Here is a 14,739-nt window from a genome sequence, read left to right as displayed (position 1 = left end):
AACGTGCCGCCGGGCGCTGGACGCCCCTACCCGAACGCGTAAGCGGCCATCGAGAGATTGCCCAGGGTGAAGCTGCGATGCAGTGCCCGCCCGCGGGCGCCCTCGCCAGCGGCACCGTAGGCGACGTGCAGCGGCAGGAGGTGCTCGTCGGTCGGGTGGGCTTCCCGGGCATAGGGCGCGCGCGCGCGATAGTCGGCAAGCGACGCCTCGTCGCCCTTCTCCAGCGTATCGGCCAGCCAGTCGTCGAAGGCCTGCGCCCAGGGCTCGGGCTCCGACGGGTCCCCGCTGCGGATCAGCGCGCGCAGATTGTGGATGGCGCTGCCGCTGCCCATCACCAGGACACCCTCTTCACGCAGCGCGACGAGCTTGCGTCCGAGCGCGATGTGATGCGCCGGACCGAGGGCCGGTTGCACCGAAAGCTGGAAGATCGGGATGTCGGCCTCGGGCCACCCCAGCATCGCCGGCACCCAGGCGCCATGATCGAGGCCTCGGTGATGGTCGTGCGCGGCGCCCGTGAGCTTGGCCACCTTCTCGGCAAGAGCCGGCGCGCCGGGCGCGTCATAGCGCAGCTTGTAGAGCGCGTCGGGGAAGCCGTAGAAGTCGTGGATCGTGTCCGGCCGGCGGACTATCGATACAGCCGGCACGTCTGTGTCCCAGTGCGCCGACACCGCGACGATGCCGGCCGGGCGCGGAAGCTGCCGGCCGAGCCCGGCCAGGAAGCTCCGCGCGGGCGCGTCGCCGAGAATCAGCGTCGGCGCTCCGTGGGACACGAAGATGGTCGGCATCGACATTGCTTTATTCCTCGTCCGGCTCGTGGCAGCTTGTCTGAAGTTGGGTGTTGGAAAAGGGAAGTATTAAATCATGCACGTTATGCGGAGATTGCGACAGGCTGCGGCCTGTCTGGCCCTGTCGACGGCAGTGGCGGCGGTTGCTGCCCCGGCGTCGGCGCAGACCCTGAAGATGGTCGCCCATTCCGATCTGAAGGTCCTGGACCCGATCTGGACGACCGCCTTCATCACCCGAAACCACGGCTACATGATCTACGACACCCTGTTCGCCCAGGATGCCGATTCTCGCATCCAGCCGCAGATGGTCGACAAGTACGAGGCCTCGGCCGACAAGCTGAGCTGGACCTTCACGTTGCGCGACGGCCTCGAATGGCATGACGGCCAGCCCGTCACCGCCGAGGACTGCGTCGCCTCGATCAAGCGCTGGGGCGCACGCGACTCGCTGGGTCAGCAGATGATGGCCTCGGTCGGCACGATGAAGGCAATCGACGCCAAGACCTTCCAGATCGTCTTCAAGGAGCCGTTCGGCCTCGTCCTCGACGCGCTGGGCAAGCCGTCTTCCACCGTGCCCTTCATGATGCCCAAGCGCGTCGCCGAGACCGACCCGTTCAAGCAGATCGACGACTACACCGGCTCCGGCCCGTTCATCTTCAAGAAGGACGAGTGGAAGCCCGGCGAGAAGGTCGTCTACGTCAAGAACACCAAGTACAAGCCGCGCGCCGAGCCGGCCTCGGGCCTCGCCGGCGGCAAGGTGGTCAAGGTCGATCGCGTCGAGATCATCGAGATGCCCGATCCGCAGCAGCAGGTGAACGCCATCGCCGCGGGCGAGATCGACGTCATCGAGCAGCCGCCGCACGACCTGATCCCGCTCCTCAGGAAGGAAAAGGGTGTCACGCTCTACAACTGGAACCCGCTCGGTCACCAGTTCATCTTCCGCATGAACTGGCTCCAGCCGCCGTTCAACAATGCGAAGATCCGCGAAGCCGCTCTGCTCAGCATCCGCCAGGAGGACTATCTCAAGGCGACCGTCGGCGAGCCGGAGTTCTACAAGGTCTGCACGGCCGCGTTCATCTGCGGCACGCCCAACGCCGTCAATGCGCCGGGCGACCTGTTCGTGAAGCCGAACTTCGAGAAGTCGAAGGCGCTGCTGAAGGAAGCGGGCTACGACGGCACGCCGATCGTGCTGCTGCAGTCGACCACCCTGCCGGTTCTCACCAACATGGCCCCTGTGACAAAGGCGCTGCTCGAACAGGGTGGCTTCAAGGTCGACATGCAGTCGATGGACTGGCAAACCGTCGTCACGCGTCGAACCAACAAGGGTCCCGTGAGTCAGGGCGGCTGGAATCTCTTCCACACATTCTCGGTGGCGGCGGACATCCTGAACCCGATTTCGACCTCCTACATGGTCGCGAACGGCGACAAGGCGTGGTTCGGCTGGCCGAACGATCCGGAGATGGAAAAGCTGCGCGACGCCTACGCCAAGGAAACCGATCCGGTGAAGAACAAGGAGCTCGCGGCCGCCGTTCAGGCCCGGGCCTTGCAAACGGCGCAGTATGGCTGGGTCGGCCAATGGTACGGACCCGGCGCCATGCGCTCCAATATCTCGGGCTGGCTGAAGGCGCCGGTGCCGGTGATGTGGAACATCGAGAAGAAGTGACAGCGGGGCCGCCATCCGGCGGTCGCGTTGTCATCCTGGGCAGAGTGAAGGATCTCTCGCTCTGCCCGGGTGACACGTAGAGGGAAAATGCTCGACTTTATCGCCCGTCGTCTCATAGCCATCGTCCCCGTATTGGGGGTGGTGGCTGTCTTCGTCTTCCTCATGCTGCGACTGACGCCGGGCGATCCCGCCGCGGTCATCGCCGGCGACAACGCCACTTCGGACCAGATTGCGGACATCCGCACCAAGCTCGGCCTCGACGAGCCGATCTGGACGCAGTTCGCCATCTGGATCGGCAATGTCCTGCAGGGCAATTTCGGCGAGAGCTTCTTCTTCAAGAAGACGGTCGCCGAGCTGATCGCCCAGCGCGTCGAGCCGACGCTTGCGCTGGCGATCTGCACCCTGGTCTTCGCCGTCAGCATTTCGGTGCCGATCGGCGTCATGGCCGCCTACCGCCAGGGCTCCCTGATCGACAAGGCGGTGATGGGCTTCTCGGTGCTGGGCTTCTCGGTGCCGGGTTTCGTGATCGGCTACTGCCTGATCTACGTCTTCGCCATCGAGCTGGGCTGGCTGCCGGTGCAGGGCTATGTCCGCATCGGCGTCAACTTCTGGCAGTTCGCCGAACGCATGGTCCTGCCGTCGCTCACGCTGTCGGTCGGCTTCGTGGCGCTGATCTCGCGCATCACGCGCGCCTCGGTGCTCGAGGTGCTGAACGAGGATTACATCCGCACCGCCCGCGCCAAGGGCCTGTCCAACCGCGTGGTGCTGATGCGCCATGCGCTGCGTAACGCTGCCGTGCCGATCCTCACCGTCATCGGCCTCGGCATCGCCATCCTGATCGGCGGCGCGGTGGTCACGGAAAGCGTCTTCGGTCTGCCCGGTCTCGGCCGACTCACGGTCGAAGCGGTGCTGAGCCGCGACTTCCCGACCATCCAGACCGTCATTCTTCTCTTCTCCGTCGTCTATGTCGTGATCAACCTGCTCATCGACATCAGCTACACCCTGTTCGACCCGAGGATCCGGTATTGAGCTCGATCACCGAAGAAGTCGTCGACTCCGCCTCCATTGCGGCGGCGTCGACCAAGCGCAAGAGCCTCTGGCTCGTTGCTATCCGCAACCCGAACGTGATCTTCGGCGGCGTCATCCTGCTCACGATGCTGGTGATCGCCATCCTGGCGCCGTTCCTCGGCACCGTGGACCCGACCCGCATCGACCCGGCGTCGCGCAACAAGAAACCGGGTACCGAGATCACTTACCGTCTCGACGACGGGACGACGGTCAAGCGGGTCGCCATCATGGGCACCGACAGCCTGGGCCGCGACGTCTACAGCCGCGTCCTCTACGGCGCGCGCGTCTCGCTGGCCGTCGGCGTCGCCGTGTCGATCATCTCGGTCGCCATCGGCATGGTCATCGGCCTGGTGTCCGGCTACGTCCGATGGGCCGACGGGATCATCATGCGCATCATGGATGGGTTGATGGCGATTCCGGGCATATTGCTCGCGATCGCTCTCGTCTCGATCTGGCGCGCCGGCCTGATAACCGTGGTCTTCGCCATCGTCGTGCCCGACGTCCCAAGAGTCGTGCGTCTGGTGCGTTCGATCGTGCTGACGGTGCGCGAGGAGCCCTACGTCGAAGGCGCGATCTCGGTCGGCACGCCGACCTGGATCCTGATGTTCCGCCACATCCTGCCCAACACGGTGGCGCCGCTGATCGTGCAGGGCACCTTCCTCGCCGCCGCCGCGATCCTCACGGAAGCCGCGCTGTCCTTCCTGGGCATCGGCATCCCGCCGGAAATCCCGAGCTGGGGCAACATCATGGCCGAGGGCCGCACGCTGTTCCGCGTGTTCCCGCACAACATCCTGTATCCCGGCATCTTCCTTGCCTTGACGGTGCTGGCCATCAACATCATGGGCGACGGTCTGCGCGACACGCTCGACCCGAAAATGAGCAAGAAGGTGTGACCGACAGGTCACACCCTGAGCGAAGCGCAGCGAAGTCGAAGGGTCTTGTTCCCATGCCCGAAGCCTTTGCCGTTGAAACGAGATCCCTCCACTCGGCGCTTCGCGCCTCGGTCGGGATGACGGAGTTGAAGTCGTAATGTCTACCGAAGTAAAACGGCCCGTCCTCGAAGTCCGCAACCTGAGCGTCTCGCTGCCCAAGGGCGGCGACCGCGTCCATGCCGTCGAGAAGGTGAACTTCACCGTCAACCCCGGCGAGATCGTCTGCCTCGTGGGCGAGTCGGGATCCGGCAAGTCGGTCATCGCCTTCACGGTGATGGGCCTGCTGGCCAAGGCGCTGAAGCCGACCTCGGGCGAGATTCTGCTCGAGGGCGAGAACATCCTGACCGCCGGCGAGGAGAGGCTGCGCGAACTGCGCTGCACCCGGATGTCGATGATCTTCCAGGAGCCGATGACGGCGCTCAATCCCGTCATGACCTGCGGCGACCAGATCGACGAGGTGCTGAGCACGCACACCCAGCTCGATGCCGCGGCGCGCAAGGCCAAGATCATCGCCATCCTGGGCCGCGTGAAGCTGCCCGAGCCGGAACGCATCTATGGTTCGTTCCCGCACCAGCTCTCCGGCGGCCAGCGCCAGCGCATCATGATCGCCATGGCACTGGTCCTCGATCCCGTCCTGCTGATCGCCGACGAACCGACCACCGCCCTCGACGTTACCACCCAGGCCGAAATCCTGAAGCTCATAGCCGAGCTGCAGGAGGGCCAGGGCACCGGCGTGCTGTTCATCACCCACGATTTCGGCGTCGTGGCCGAGATCGCCCATCGCGTGGCCGTTCTGCGCTGGGGCCAGCTGGTGGAGATGGGGCCGACCGAGCAGATCCTGTCGCGGCCCGTGCAGGGCTACACCAAGATGCTGATCTCCTCGGTGCCATCGATCACGCCCGTCCATCGCGGCGTGCGGCGCGACGGCATCACCATCCTGCGCACCGAAAAGCTCGGCAAGATCTATACGGGCAACGCCTTCTTCCAGAAGGCGCGTGTCGTGAAAGCCGCCGTGGACGTCGACCTCGACATCCGCAGGGGCGAGACCTTGGGCATCGTGGGCGAATCCGGTTCGGGCAAGTCGACCGTGGCGCGCTGCATCGCCCGGCTGATCGACCCGACCGAGGGCAAGATCTATATCGGCGATACCGAAATCGCGACCATGTCGGCGCGCAAGCTGCGCCCGCATCGCCGCCGCGTGCAGATCGTCTTCCAGGATCCCTACCGCTCGATGAACCCGCGCATCACCGTGGGCGAGTTCATCATCGAGGGGCCGATGAACTTCGGCCTCGGGCGCCAGGAGGCGATGGCCCGCGCGCGCAAGCTGATGGAGACGGTGCGGCTCGATCCCAACTCGCTCGACCGCTATCCCCACCAGTTCTCCGGTGGCCAGCGCCAGCGCATCTGCATCGCCCGCGCGCTCGCCATGGAGCCCGAGCTGCTGATCGCCGACGAGGCCGTGTCGGCGCTCGACGTGTCGGTGCAGAAGCAGGTGCTGGAACTGCTGGACGAGATCCGCGTCCGTCTGAACCTCGCCGTGCTCTTCATCACCCACGATCTGCGCGTCGCTGCGCAGATCTGCGACTACGTCGCCGTTATGAGCAAGGGACACGTCGTCGAATACGGCTCGGCCGAGCAGGTCTTCGGCTCGCCCAAGGCCGACTACACCAAGGCCCTGTTCGCCGCCGCTCCCGGTCGCCACTGGGAATTCGGGAAGTTCGCCGCCTGATTTCACTCCAGGTCCTCGCCTCCTGACGGGGGCGAGGAGCTTGAAGCGATCTACTTCTTCGCCAGCAGTCCGGCGAGGCCGGTATAGGTTTCGGGCCGCAGCGTCCGCAGCTGCGCCTTCAGCTCGGGCGCAACCTCGAGCCCATCGATGAAAGTGGCGAAATCGGCCAGCGTCACCTGCCGGCCGCGCGTCAGCGCCTTCAGCTTCTCGTAGGGCATCTCGACCCCGGCGACGCGCAGCACGGTCTGGATCGCCTCGGCCAGCACCTCGGGATGCGCCTGCAGCGCCTCCGTGAGCGCCGCCTCGTTCACGCTCACCTTGCCGAAGCCGCGCAGCAGCGCGCCGTAGCCGATCAGCGCATGGGCGAAGGCGGTGCCGAAGGTACGGGCGACCGTCGAGTCCGAAAGGTCGCGTTGCAGGCGCGAGATCGGCAGCTTGCGCGAGAGATGTTCGAACAGCGCGTTGGCGACGCCGAAATTCCCCTCGGCATTCTCGAAGTCGATCGGGTTCACCTTGTGCGGCATCGCCGACGAGCCGATCTCGCCCTCCTTCGGCTTCTGCGTCACCCAACCGTCGGAGATGTAGCGCCACATGTCCTGCGACAGGTCGATCAGGATGGTGTTGATGCGGCGGAGCGTATCGAACATCTCCGCGAACGTGTCGTGCGGCTCGATCTGGGTCGTCACCTCGTTGAGCACGAGGCGCACCGGATGCGGGCCGGCCGCGCCCGGCAGGTTCAGCCGCTCGACGAAGGCGTGCGCGAACGCCAGCCAGTCGACCTGCGGCAGCGCCACCGTCTGGGCGTTGTAGTTGGCCGTCGGCCCGCCCCACTTCACCAGGATGGGGTTGCGAGCGAGCGTCGCGACCTGGCGGGCGAGCCGTGTCGCGAAGACGTTCATCTCCTTGCCGAAGGTCGTGGGCGTGGCGCTCTGGCCGTGCGTGCGCGCCAGCATGGCGGTGTCGGCGTGCCGGCGGGCAAGCCCCTCGATCTCCGTCGCGACCTTCGCGAGCGACGGCAGCATGACGGCCTCCACCGCACCGCGCAGGCAGAGGGCGTGCGCCGTGCTGTTCACGTCCTCCGAGGTCAGCGCGAAATGCACCCACTCCAGCACGTCGGTGAGGCTCGAATCCTTAAGCTTCAGCTTGATGAAGTATTCGACCGCCTTCACGTCGTGGTTGGTCGCGGGGATGCCGGCATGGCCCTCGCGCTCGAACTTGCGGATGATCCGCGCATCCTCCACCGAGATGTCCGGCAGGGCCGCCAGCAGCGCCTTCTCGGCCGCCGTGAGCGGGCGAATGCCGACGCCCGGTGTCTCCGAAAGGGCGGCGAGATATTCGCACTCCACGAGGACGCGCCTCTTCATGAGGGCGTATTCGCTGAAATGGCCGGCCAGCGCCTCGGAGGTCGAGCGATAGCGGCCGTCGACGGAGCTGACGGCGGTAAGGGTATCGAGCTGCATGCCGGTCACATAGCACAGGCCGCGGGCCGCAGCTTGCCGTCCACGGGATAGCAGGTTCAGACTGGCCTCATGGCTTCCGGCTTCCTCGAAGACGCTTCGTTCAACCAGTCGCCCGCCTTCGGCGACGTCGACCTGTTCTCGGCCGACCGGCCGCTCGCCGAGGCGGCAGCACGGGCGGGGCTCGACCTCGCCGCGCTGTCGGCCTGCGGCCGGGGCTATGGCGCGGCCGACACGCTCGACCTCGGCCGGCTGGCCAACGAGAACCCGCCCCGGCTGCGCACCATGGACGGCAAGGGCAACCGCCTCGACCTGGTGGAATTCCATCCCGCCTATCACGCGCTGATGAAGAAGAGCATCGGCCACGGCATCCACGCCTCGGCGCATGACGGCAGCGACCGGCCGGCGCCGATGTCGGCGCGCGCCGTCCGGCTCTATCTCGCGACCCAGGCCGAGAGCGGGCACATGTGCCCGATCACCATGACGCATGCCTGCATCGGCGCGCTGCGCTCCGAGCCGGCACTGCTGGCGAAGTGGCTGCCCAAGATCCAGACCCGGACCTACGATCCGCGCCCGCTGCCGTGGTGGGAGAAGAACGGCGTCACCCTGGGCATGGGCATGACCGAGCGCCAGGGCGGCACCGACGTGCGCGCCAACATCACGAGCGCCACCCAGCACGGCGACCATGCCGAGATCAGCGGCCACAAATGGTTCATGTCGGCGCCGATGTGCGACGCCTTCCTCGTGCTGGCCCAGGCTGAAACCGGCCTCACCTGTTACCTGATGCCGCGTTACCGGCCCGACGGCTCGCAGAACGCGATCCGCTTCCAGCGGCTGAAGGACAAGCTCGGCAACAAGTCGAATGCCTCCTCCGAGGTCGAGTTCCACGGCGCCTGGGCCGAGCGGGTCGGGGCCGAGGGCGCGGGCGTGCGCACCATCATCGAGATGGTGAACCTGACGCGCCTCGATTGCGCCATCGCCTCGGCCGGCCAGTCGCGCATTGCGCTCAGCCAGGCGATCCACCACATCCGCAACCGCTCGGTGTTCCAGCGAAGGCTGGCCGACCAGCCGGCCATGCGCGCTGTTGCCTCCGACATGGCGCTGGAGCTCGAGGCGCAGGTCGCGCTGGTGTTCCGCCTGATCCGCGCCGCTGAGCATGCCGCCGACGATCCGCGCGAGGCGGCCTACGCAAGGCTGCTCACGCCCGCCGTGAAGTTCCTGGTCTGCAAGAGCACGCCGCAGCTCGTCTACGAATCGCTCGAGTGCCTGGGCGGCAACGGCTACACCGAGGACCTGCCGATGGCGCGCTACTTCCGCGAATCGCCGCTCAACGCCATCTGGGAGGGCTCGGGCAACGTGATGGCCCTCGACGTGCTGCGCGCCGCCGGTCGTCACCCCGAGGCCGCGACCGACACGCTCTCGCGCCTCGTGCGCACCGCCGACCAGGCCTTCAAGGCCGGCCCGCTGGCGCAGGCGCTGGAGCAGACGTTGAAGTCCGGCGCCGCCGAGCGCCGCGCGCGCTTCGTCTGCGAGAGCCTGGCCAAGATCGCCGCCGTAGCGGCCCTGGTCGAAGCCGGTTCGCCGTTCGCCGCGCTCTACGCCGAAACGCGGCTGGGCGGCTCGCCCTTCGCACAGTTCGGCAGCGCCGATCTCGGCGGCAGCGAAACGGTGCTGATGGACCGCGCGCTGGCGGCGTGACCTCCCCCACGCTTGGCCGTGCTCGGGCAGGCCGGTAGACTTGCCCTCCTGTCGTTTCACCCCCTCAAAGAGTATCCGGATTTCCAGATGAAAAAGATCTTCACGGCGTGCCTCGGCACGGAGACCAATACCTTTGCCTCGATCCCGACGGGGCTCGGCCTGTTCGAGGAGACCTGCCTGTTCCGCAAGGGCAGCTACGGCGACAAGGTGCCGATGTTCGGCGCGCCGCTCGACGTCTGGCGCAAGCGCTCCGAGGCCAAGGGCTGGCAGGTGGTCGAGAGCCTCTGCGCCTTCGCGCAGCCGGCCGGCAAGACGGTGAAGAAGGTCTACGAGGCGTTCCGCGACGAGATCATCGCGGACCTGAAGGCGGCGATGCCGGTCGACGCCGTGTTCCTCTCGATGCACGGCGCCATGGTGGCCGAGGGCTATGACGACTGCGAAAGCGACCTGCTTGCCCATGTGCGCAAGGTCGTCGGGCCGGACGTGCCGGTCGGCGTCGAGCTCGACCTCCACTGCAACATCGGCGAAGGCACGATGCGCGACGCCACGGCGCTGGTCCTGTTCAAGGAATACCCGCATGTCGACGTGTCGGATCGCGCCGACGACCTGTTCAACGTCATGGAAGGCGCGATCGAGGGCCGCACCAGGCCGGTGATGGCCACCTGGGACTGCCGCATGATCGGCGTGTTCCACACCACGCGCCAGCCGATGCGCGGCTTCGTCGACAAGCTGATGTCGATGGAAGGCAAGGACGGCGTGCTCTCGCTCTCGGTCGCCCACGGCTTCCCGTGGTCGGACATCAAGGAGATGAGCAGCCGGATCATCGCCGTCACCGACGGCGACAAGGCCAAGGCGGAAAAGATCGCCAGGGAGCTGGGCCAGGAGTTCTTCGCCATGCGCGAGGCCACCCAGCCGCCCTACGTGACACTGGAGGCCGCCATGGCACGGGTCAGCTCGCACAACCTGCCCAAGCCCATGGTGCTGGCCGATGTGTCGGACAATGCCGGCGGCGGCGCGGCCTCGGATTCGACCTTCGTGCTGAAGGCGCTGCTCGACGGCAAGGTGAAGGACGCGGCGATCGCCATGTTCTGGGATCCCGGCGCGGTGAAGCTCGCCTTCGAGGTGGGCGAAGGCGCCGAGCTGGACATCCGCCTCGGCGGCAAGCTCGGGCCGCAGTCCGGCACGCCGGTCGATGCGCGCGCGCGGGTACTGAAGCTCGAGAAGAACGTGTTCATCCAGTTCGGCGGCACCCGCAAGGGTACCAGCCCGATCGGCGACGCGGCGGCCCTGCAGATCGAGGGCGTGACGGTGATCGTCAACTCCACGCGCTCGCAGTGCCACAGCCTCGACTGCTTCACCAAGCTCGGTGTCGATCCCTCGACCAAGAAGGTCGTGGTCGTGAAGTCGATGCAGCACTTCCACGCCGCCTATGCGCCGATCGCCAGCGAAGTGGTCTATGTCGCCGCCCCCGGCGCGCTGGTGCCGGACTGGTCGCTGCTGCCCTATACCAAGGCCGACAAGACGCAGTGGCCGTTCGTCGCCAATCCGCACGCCTGACGCAGCCGGGGCTCAGGGGCAGGCCGGTCGGGAACGGCGGAAAACCCATATTTCAGGGCGTTTACAGCGCTCCGACTCATTGGTATGTTCCGCCCCGTCGCGGCCGGGGATGGCCATTTTGTCGTTTTAGATCAACGACTTAACGGTATCCCGCCCCGGCGCGAGGGCAGCGATCCATGAAGATTCTCACCGGCAACAGCAATAAACCGCTGGCCGAAGCCATTTCCGCCAAACTAGCCTTGCCGCTGGTCAAGGCGAACATACGCCGTTTCTCCGATAATGAGATCTTCGTCGAGATCCTTGAGAACGTCCGCGGCGAGGACGTTTTCGTCATCCAGTCGACGAGCTTCCCGGCCAACGACCATCTGATGGAACTGCTGATCACCATCGATGCGCTGCGCCGCAGCTCCGCCCGCCGCATCACCGCGGTGATCCCCTATTACGGCTATGCCCGCCAGGACCGCAGGGTTGGCTCGCGTACGCCGATCTCGGCCAAGCTGGTCGCCAACCTGATCACCCATGCCGGCGCCCATCGCGTTCTGACGCTCGACCTGCATGCCGGCCAGATCCAGGGCTTCTTCGACATCCCGCTCGACAATCTCTATGCCGGCCCGGTCTTCTCCAAGGACATCAAGGAGACGCTGAGCAACCGCAACCTCACCGTCGTGTCGCCCGACACCGGCGGCGTGGCCCGTGCCCGCGCCATCGCCAAGCGCATCGATGCCGACCTCGCCATCATCGACAAGCGCCGCGAGGCCGCCGGTATCAGCGAAGTCATGAACGTGATCGGCGACGTGAAGAGCCGCGACTGCATCCTGATCGACGACATCGTCGATTCGGGCGGCACGCTCTGCAATGCCGCAGTCGCATTGATGGAGCAGGGCGCCACGTCGGTCTCGGCCTACATCACCCATGGCGTGCTGTCGGGCGGTGCGGTCGCTCGCATCGCGGCCTCGCCGATCGAGAAGATGGTGATCACGGATTCGATCATGCCCACCGAGGCGGTGCGCGTGTCGCCCAACATCAAGCCGCTCAGCATCGCGACGCTGATGGCCGAGGCAATGCGGCGCATCACCGACGAGGCATCCGTTTCGAGCCTGTTCGACTAGAAATTTCAAGAGATCCGGCGATGGGCACCCCTGGAGGCCACGCCGCGATGAGAGAGCAACCCAAGGAGAGTTAAAATGGCAGAGACGACCAAAGTCGTCGCGAAGATGCGGGACCGGGCCGGCAAAGGGGGCGCCCGTTCCAGCCGTCGCGAAGGACTGATTCCCGCCGTGATCTACGGCGACAAGCAGCCTCCCGTCATGATCGCCGTCGAGCCGAAGACGATCGAGCGCGAGATTCACAAGGCGGGCTACTTCAATCACCGCATGAAGATCGCCGTCGATGGCACGGACTACGATGTCCTGCCGCGCGACGTGCAGGTCGATCCGGTGACGGACAAGCCCCTGCATCTCGACTTCCTGCGCATCGGGCCCGACTCGATCATCACCGTGCAGGTGCCCGTGCGCTTCCGCAACGAACTGGCCTCGCCGGGCATCAAGCGTGGCGGCGTGCTCAACGTCGTGCTGCACGAAATCACGATCCGCACCCGGGCCGATTCGATTCCGGAACTCTTCGAGGTCGACCTGACCGGTCTCGAGATCGGCCACTCGATCCACATGTCGACGCTCAACATTCCCGAGAGCGCGCGCGTGGTGACCCGTGACAAGAACGCCACCGTGGCCTCGATCGCCGCGCCGACCGTGGCGCGCGAAGCGGCCGCGACGGAAGGGGCTGCGGCCGACGGCGCTGCGCCGGCGGCAGGTGCGGCTCCGGCGGCGGGTGCTGCTGCGGCCGCGGGCGGCAAGGCCCCCGCGGCGGGCGGCAAGGCCCCCGCGCCGGCGAAGAAGTAACGAGCGGGCGAAGGCTCCGCTCCGTCGATGCTTCTGCTGGTCGGGCTCGGCAATCCCGGGCCGCGCTACGCGGGGCACCGGCACAACGTTGGATTCATGGCGGTGGACGAGATCGTCCGCCGCCGTGTCTTCTCCCCGTGGCGTGCGCGTTTCAACGGCGAGGTGGCCGAGGGCCATCTCGGCGGCGAGCGCGTCATCGTCCTGAAACCCATGACGTTCATGAACGAATCGAGCAAGGCCGTGGGCGAGGCGGTGCGCTTCCTCAAGGTTCCGCTCGACCGGCTGGTCGTCTTCCACGACGAACTCGACATCGCGCCCGGACGGGTGCGGATGAAGAAGGGCGGCGGGGCCGGCGGACACAACGGCCTGCGCGACATCGACGCCCATGTCGGCAAGGACTATCGCCGCGTCCGCATCGGCATTGGCCATCCCGGCCACAAGGACCTGGTGCTGCACTGGGTGCTGCGCGACTTCGAGCGCGACGAGCGCGATCCGAAGGACGGCTGGGTCCCGAAGGTGCTGAGCGCGCTGGCTGAGGAAGCCGCGCTGCTGATCGAAGGCGGCGCCAAGGCCGACGAGAAATACATGAGCCGGGTGGCGCATCTCGCGCCACCTCCCGACCTTCCGGCCCGCCTCGACATCAAGGGCCTGGGCAGCAAAGAGTAGATCATGGGTTTCAATTGCGGAATCGTCGGCCTGCCCAATGTCGGCAAGTCGACCCTGTTCAACGCGCTGACCGCCACCCAGGCGGCGCAGGCGGCCAACTATCCGTTCTGCACCATCGAGCCCAATGTCGGCCGCGTCGCCGTGCCCGATCCGCGGCTCGACAAGCTCGCCGCCATCGCGGGTTCGGCCAAGATCATCAACACCCAGCTCGAATTCGTCGACATCGCCGGCCTGGTGAAGGGCGCCTCGCGCGGCGAGGGCCTGGGCAACCAGTTCCTCGGCAACATCCGCGAGGTCGATGCGATCGTCCACGTGCTGCGCTGCTTCGAGGATGGCGACGTCACGCATGTGAGCGGCAAAGTCGATCCGGTGAGCGACGCCGAGGTCGTCGAGACCGAGTTGATGCTGGCCGACATGGACAGTCTGGAAAAGCGCCTGCCCAACCTGGAGAAAAAGGCCAAGGGGGGCGACAAGGAGTCCGCGGCCGAAGTGCCCGTCGTGAAGAAGGCGCTCGAGGCGCTGCGCGACGGCAAGCCGGCCCGTGAAGCCAAGCTCACCGACGACGAGCGCGCGGTGATTGACCGGCTCCAGCTCATCACCGCCAAGCCGATGATGTATGTGCTGAACGTCGAGGAAAGCTCGGCCGCGACCGGCAACGTGCACAGCGCCAAGGCCGAGGCCTTCGCGAAATCACGCGGCATGCCGTCGGTCGTGATCTCGGCCGCCATCGAGGCCGAGGTGGCGCAGCTCCCGGCCGAGGACCAGAGCGACTATCTGTCGTCGCTCGGCCTGGAGGAAACCGGCCTCGCGCGCGTCGTGCGTGCGGGCTACGCCCTGCTCGACCTGGTGACCTTCTTTACGGTCGGCCCGAAGGAGGCCCGCGCCTGGACGGTGCGCCGCGAGGCCACGGCGCCGCAGGCCGCCGGCGTCATCCATACCGATTTCGAGAAGGGCTTCATCCGCGCCGAAACCATCGCCTACGACGACTATGTCACGCTGAACGGCGAGGCCGGCGCCCGCGATGCCGGCAAGCTCCGGCTCGAGGGCAAGGAATACGCCGTCAAGGACGGCGATGTGTTTCACTTCAGGTTCAATGTTTAACGCGTCATCGCGTTAAACATTGGCGAGCGCAGATTAGATAAGAAAGCGAAAGGTCCCCCTGAATTCACAAACGAAGTGCAACACCAGCTTAGGGTGTTGCAATGGGCGAACAATACGACCAGCTCAGTCTTGAAGAGCGCGGCAAGGTTGCCGAGCTACACCAGGCCGGCCATTCGATCCGCCAAGTC

Annotated in this window: 12 protein-coding genes; 10 read left to right on the top strand and 2 right to left on the bottom strand. The window is 66.2% G+C overall.

Annotation, left to right across the window (positions count from 1 at the left end; all coding sequences use genetic code 11):
* Nucleotides 1–26: 26 nt before the first annotated feature.
* Complete coding sequence (locus Q7V45_RS04875) at nucleotides 27–791, bottom strand: class III extradiol ring-cleavage dioxygenase (RefSeq protein WP_304847886.1); 765 nt, start codon at nucleotides 789–791, stop codon at nucleotides 27–29.
* 70 nt (nucleotides 792–861) lie between these two features.
* On the opposite strand from Q7V45_RS04875, the gene Q7V45_RS04870 reads away from it, so the two are divergent.
* From Q7V45_RS04870 to Q7V45_RS04855, 4 genes are all read left to right on the top strand, one after another.
* Nucleotides 862–2,445: an ABC transporter substrate-binding protein gene (locus Q7V45_RS04870; protein WP_304847882.1), complete on the top strand. Its 1,584-nt coding sequence runs from the start codon at nucleotides 862–864 to the stop codon at nucleotides 2,443–2,445.
* 87 nt (nucleotides 2,446–2,532) lie between these two features.
* The gene (locus tag Q7V45_RS04865) at nucleotides 2,533–3,474 is read left to right on the top strand and encodes an ABC transporter permease (RefSeq protein ID WP_304847880.1); all 942 of its coding nucleotides are present in this window, start codon (nucleotides 2,533–2,535) and stop codon (nucleotides 3,472–3,474) included.
* Complete coding sequence (locus Q7V45_RS04860; protein WP_304847877.1) at nucleotides 3,471–4,406, top strand: ABC transporter permease; 936 nt, start codon at nucleotides 3,471–3,473, stop codon at nucleotides 4,404–4,406. Before Q7V45_RS04865 ends, Q7V45_RS04860 begins: the two co-directional genes overlap by 4 nt.
* 136 nt (nucleotides 4,407–4,542) lie before the next feature.
* Complete coding sequence (locus tag Q7V45_RS04855) at nucleotides 4,543–6,174, top strand: ABC transporter ATP-binding protein (protein WP_304847874.1); 1,632 nt, start codon at nucleotides 4,543–4,545, stop codon at nucleotides 6,172–6,174.
* Between the two features lie 50 nt (nucleotides 6,175–6,224).
* Here Q7V45_RS04855 and purB read toward each other — a convergent pair whose 3' ends face one another.
* On the bottom strand, nucleotides 6,225–7,634 hold the full coding sequence (gene purB, locus Q7V45_RS04850) for an adenylosuccinate lyase (protein ID WP_304847871.1): 1,410 nt from the start codon (nucleotides 7,632–7,634) through the stop codon (nucleotides 6,225–6,227).
* Nucleotides 7,635–7,703: 69 nt separating this feature from the next.
* On the opposite strand from purB, the gene Q7V45_RS04845 reads away from it, so the two are divergent.
* The 6 genes from Q7V45_RS04845 to ychF all read left to right on the top strand — a co-directional run bounded on the left by Q7V45_RS04845 (nucleotide 7,704) and on the right by ychF (nucleotide 14,551).
* The gene (locus Q7V45_RS04845; RefSeq protein WP_304847868.1) at nucleotides 7,704–9,329 is read left to right on the top strand and encodes an acyl-CoA dehydrogenase family protein; all 1,626 of its coding nucleotides are present in this window, start codon (nucleotides 7,704–7,706) and stop codon (nucleotides 9,327–9,329) included.
* A gap of 87 nt (nucleotides 9,330–9,416) precedes the next feature.
* Nucleotides 9,417–10,886, top strand: a complete 1,470-nt coding sequence (locus Q7V45_RS04840; protein ID WP_304847865.1) for a M81 family metallopeptidase — start codon at nucleotides 9,417–9,419, stop codon at nucleotides 10,884–10,886.
* 176 nt (nucleotides 10,887–11,062) lie between these two features.
* Nucleotides 11,063–11,995 (top strand): ribose-phosphate pyrophosphokinase, encoded by a 933-nt coding sequence (locus tag Q7V45_RS04835; protein ID WP_304847862.1) that lies wholly within the window; start codon nucleotides 11,063–11,065, stop codon nucleotides 11,993–11,995.
* Between the two features lie 75 nt (nucleotides 11,996–12,070).
* Complete coding sequence (locus Q7V45_RS04830) at nucleotides 12,071–12,784, top strand: 50S ribosomal protein L25/general stress protein Ctc (RefSeq protein ID WP_304847859.1); 714 nt, start codon at nucleotides 12,071–12,073, stop codon at nucleotides 12,782–12,784.
* A 27-nt stretch (nucleotides 12,785–12,811) separates the two neighbouring features.
* Entirely contained in the window at nucleotides 12,812–13,450 is a 639-nt protein-coding gene (gene pth / locus Q7V45_RS04825; protein ID WP_304847856.1) for an aminoacyl-tRNA hydrolase, read from the top strand.
* 3 nt (nucleotides 13,451–13,453) lie between these two features.
* Nucleotides 13,454–14,551 (top strand): redox-regulated ATPase YchF, encoded by a 1,098-nt coding sequence (gene ychF / locus Q7V45_RS04820; protein WP_304847853.1) that lies wholly within the window; start codon nucleotides 13,454–13,456, stop codon nucleotides 14,549–14,551.
* Nucleotides 14,552–14,739: the final 188 nt, after the last annotated feature.

The organism is Reyranella sp., from assembly GCF_030651995.1.
Classification (GTDB): Bacteria; Pseudomonadota; Alphaproteobacteria; order Reyranellales; family Reyranellaceae; genus Reyranella.
The sequence above is the reverse complement of the archived record's forward strand: the minus strand, read 5'-3'. Positions and strand labels throughout refer to the sequence as shown.